We start from the raw sequence: 2,376 nt of genomic DNA, 5'->3' as shown, positions 1-2,376 counted from the left end.
CCCGGGTCACCAGCGCCGTGAACGGCTCCGCGCGAGTGGACGCCGCGACCCTGGACTGGCTGGACCGCCTGCTGGCCGAGATGAGGACGTGGTGGTAGCGCTGGTGCCAGAAGTACCGGTCGTCGGCCAGTTTGATCAGGGCGTACGCGTACAGGTCGTCGCCGGTGATGTCGACCGGGCGGGCCATGTCCGCGGTGATGTGGGCGCGTGCGGCGGCCGCCGGGTCGGCCTCGCCGCTGACGTCGAGCAGCCGGAGGCGGGCGCCTCGGGCGGCGCCGGTGGTCTGGCGGGGCCCGTCGCGCTCCTCCGTCAGCCGGACGTGCAGTGTGCCGGCCTCCGCCACGACCTGGGCCAGGGCGGCCTCGAAGAGGCCGGCGTCGACCGGTCCGTGGATCTCGACGTATTCGCCGACGTTGTAGACGGGGGAATCCGGGTTCAGCCGGTGCGCGAACCAGACCCCGGTCTGGGCTGCCGTCAAGGGCAGCGAAGTGTGCTGGGCAGCAGACATGACTCCACCTCGGTCGGTGCTCCGACGGTCGGGAGAACGCGGAAACCGTGAACACGCCGCGTCACAGGGGAAGTTCCGGCACGGTGGGCGGAACGTCCGAATGATTTCCGCCGCCCGGCGCCCCGCTCAAGTCACGTGAAGGCGTTACCGCAGCCCCGGGAGCGCCGCCCCGGGAGTCCGTTTCACCCCCGACCGAGCGCCCCTTTTGTCCCCCTTCACTTTGGGGACATGCAGCTTGGTGAAGCATGTGACGTGTTGTCGGGAGCCCGTCTTGACAGCAGGCTGGAGCCAGCCGACGACGACCGGAACACGATCGTCACGACCAGTCGGTGTTCGATGGGACGGCGGCCGCACGCGCCGCCGGAAGAAGGGGGACCCCTTGATGAAGCGCTGGATTCTCGCCGCGTCCGCCGTGGTGGCCGCTCTGGCCCTCCAGGTGATGCCCGTGACGGCCTCGGAAACGGCCGGGAAGGCGGGCCCGTCCGTGGTGGCCGCCGACGCGCCGGCCGGGAACGGGCATCCGATTCCCTTCCCCGGAGGCATCAAGCGCCCTCACGACGGCAAGGGCACCACGGACACCTCGTGGGGCGGCTGACCCCCGGGCACGGCCCGCGCGGCACCGCCCGGGATCCGGGCGGGCCGGGCGGCCCCGGGCCCCGGCGGTGAAGGCACCCCGCCGGGCCCGGCGGCGGGCCGCGTCACACCTCGGGGCCGGCCTCCGCTGCCACGCCGGTACCGGCACCGGTGGCGGCGTCGGGTTCGGCCAGGCCCCGGGCGGCCGCGAGCACGCCCGCCTGGAAGCGGCTCACGGCACCGAGCTCCTCCAGGATGTCCGCGATGTGACGGCGCGCCGTGCGGAGCGACATCCCCAGCCGGCGGGCGATGGCCTCGTCCTTCAGACCGGCCGTCAGCAGCTTGACGATCGTCTCGTGGATCTCGCGGGAGACCTTCTCCAGGTCCTGCCCCACCGCGGTGGCGAACGGCGTCGCGCGGTCCCAGGTCTGCTCGAAGAGCTCGCACAGATAGGCCACCGTGTTCGGCTCCCGGACGGCCACGGCGCCCCAGCTGCCGTCCTGCACAGGGATGAAGGCGAGTTCGCGGTCGAAGACGATCAGCCGGCCGAACAGCTCGTGCGCGGTCCGGTACTGGCCGCCCAGCGCCCCCGCGGCCGCCACGTAGGCCTGGCTGGGCCCGTTGAAGCGTGCCGTGTGGTGGTAGAGCGTACGGATCCGCACCCCGCGCTCCAGCATGGCCCGGTCCCGGCCGAGCGCCTCCTGCATGGCCTCCGGGACGCGCGAACCGCCGCCGGGCTGGCAGGTGAGCACCTCCATGGTGCATCTGTCCGAGGCCTGGTTGAGCGCGTTCCGCACGTCCTGCACGTTCTCCAGGACCTCCAGCGCCTCCGTGGAGGAGCGGCGCAGGTGGTAGTAGGAGCCGAAGCGCCCGAGTTCCTCGCGTATCGCCCCGAGCGCCTCCTGCTGCTCCCGTATCCGCGCCTCGACCGGCGCGGCCAGCTGGGCGGAGGCCGTCTCCGGCGCCACCGCGAAGACCTGCGCCGGGTCCTCGGGGCTCGTGTGCACCAACCGGGCGCGGCGCAGTCGTTTCAGGCTGAGCGCGGCCTCCTCCGGGCCGATCCCGGTGGCTGCCGCGATCACCTCCGTGTCGGAGGAGCGGTGTTCCAGCACATGGCCGTAGACCACCATGTCCGTCTCCTCGAGCTCGTGGACGGCATCGAGCTCCGCGATCTGCCTTGGTTCTTCCACTCTCGGCCCCCTGGCGGCGCTGTCACGGGAAACACCCCCACTGGGGCACTTCGCCTCGGGAGGGGACGAACATCCACTTCACCAGCCGCGCGATCACCCCGAGCG

General features: G+C 72.3%; 3 protein-coding genes. 1 reads left to right on the top strand and 2 read right to left on the bottom strand.

Annotated features, from left to right (window positions below):
- A partial coding sequence (locus AB0K09_RS32495) for a condensation domain-containing protein (RefSeq protein ID WP_366068989.1) occupies nt 1–508 on the bottom strand: 508 nt, incomplete at its 3' end.
- Between the two features lie 382 nt (nt 509–890).
- Between AB0K09_RS32495 and AB0K09_RS32490 the strand changes: the two genes are divergently transcribed.
- Nucleotides 891–1,103, top strand: coding sequence for a hypothetical protein (locus AB0K09_RS32490; RefSeq protein WP_366068988.1), 213 nt, complete (start codon nt 891–893; stop codon nt 1,101–1,103).
- Between the two features lie 103 nt (nt 1,104–1,206).
- Here AB0K09_RS32490 and AB0K09_RS32485 read toward each other — a convergent pair whose 3' ends face one another.
- Entirely contained in the window at nt 1,207–2,271 is a 1,065-nt protein-coding gene (locus tag AB0K09_RS32485; protein ID WP_366068987.1) for a helix-turn-helix transcriptional regulator, read from the bottom strand.
- Nucleotides 2,272–2,376: the final 105 nt, after the last annotated feature.

Origin of the sequence: Streptomyces sp. NPDC049577 (assembly GCF_040675635.1) — a bacterium.
Classification (GTDB): Bacteria; Actinomycetota; Actinomycetes; order Streptomycetales; family Streptomycetaceae; genus Streptomyces.
The sequence above is the reverse complement of the archived record's forward strand: the minus strand, read 5'-3'. Positions and strand labels throughout refer to the sequence as shown.

What these genes read in the sequence shown, in the direction of transcription:
- AB0K09_RS32490 (WP_366068988.1), top strand. Translation starts at nt 891, where the DNA reads ATGAAGCGCTGGATTCTCGCCGCGTCCGCCGTGGTGGCCGCTCTGGCC.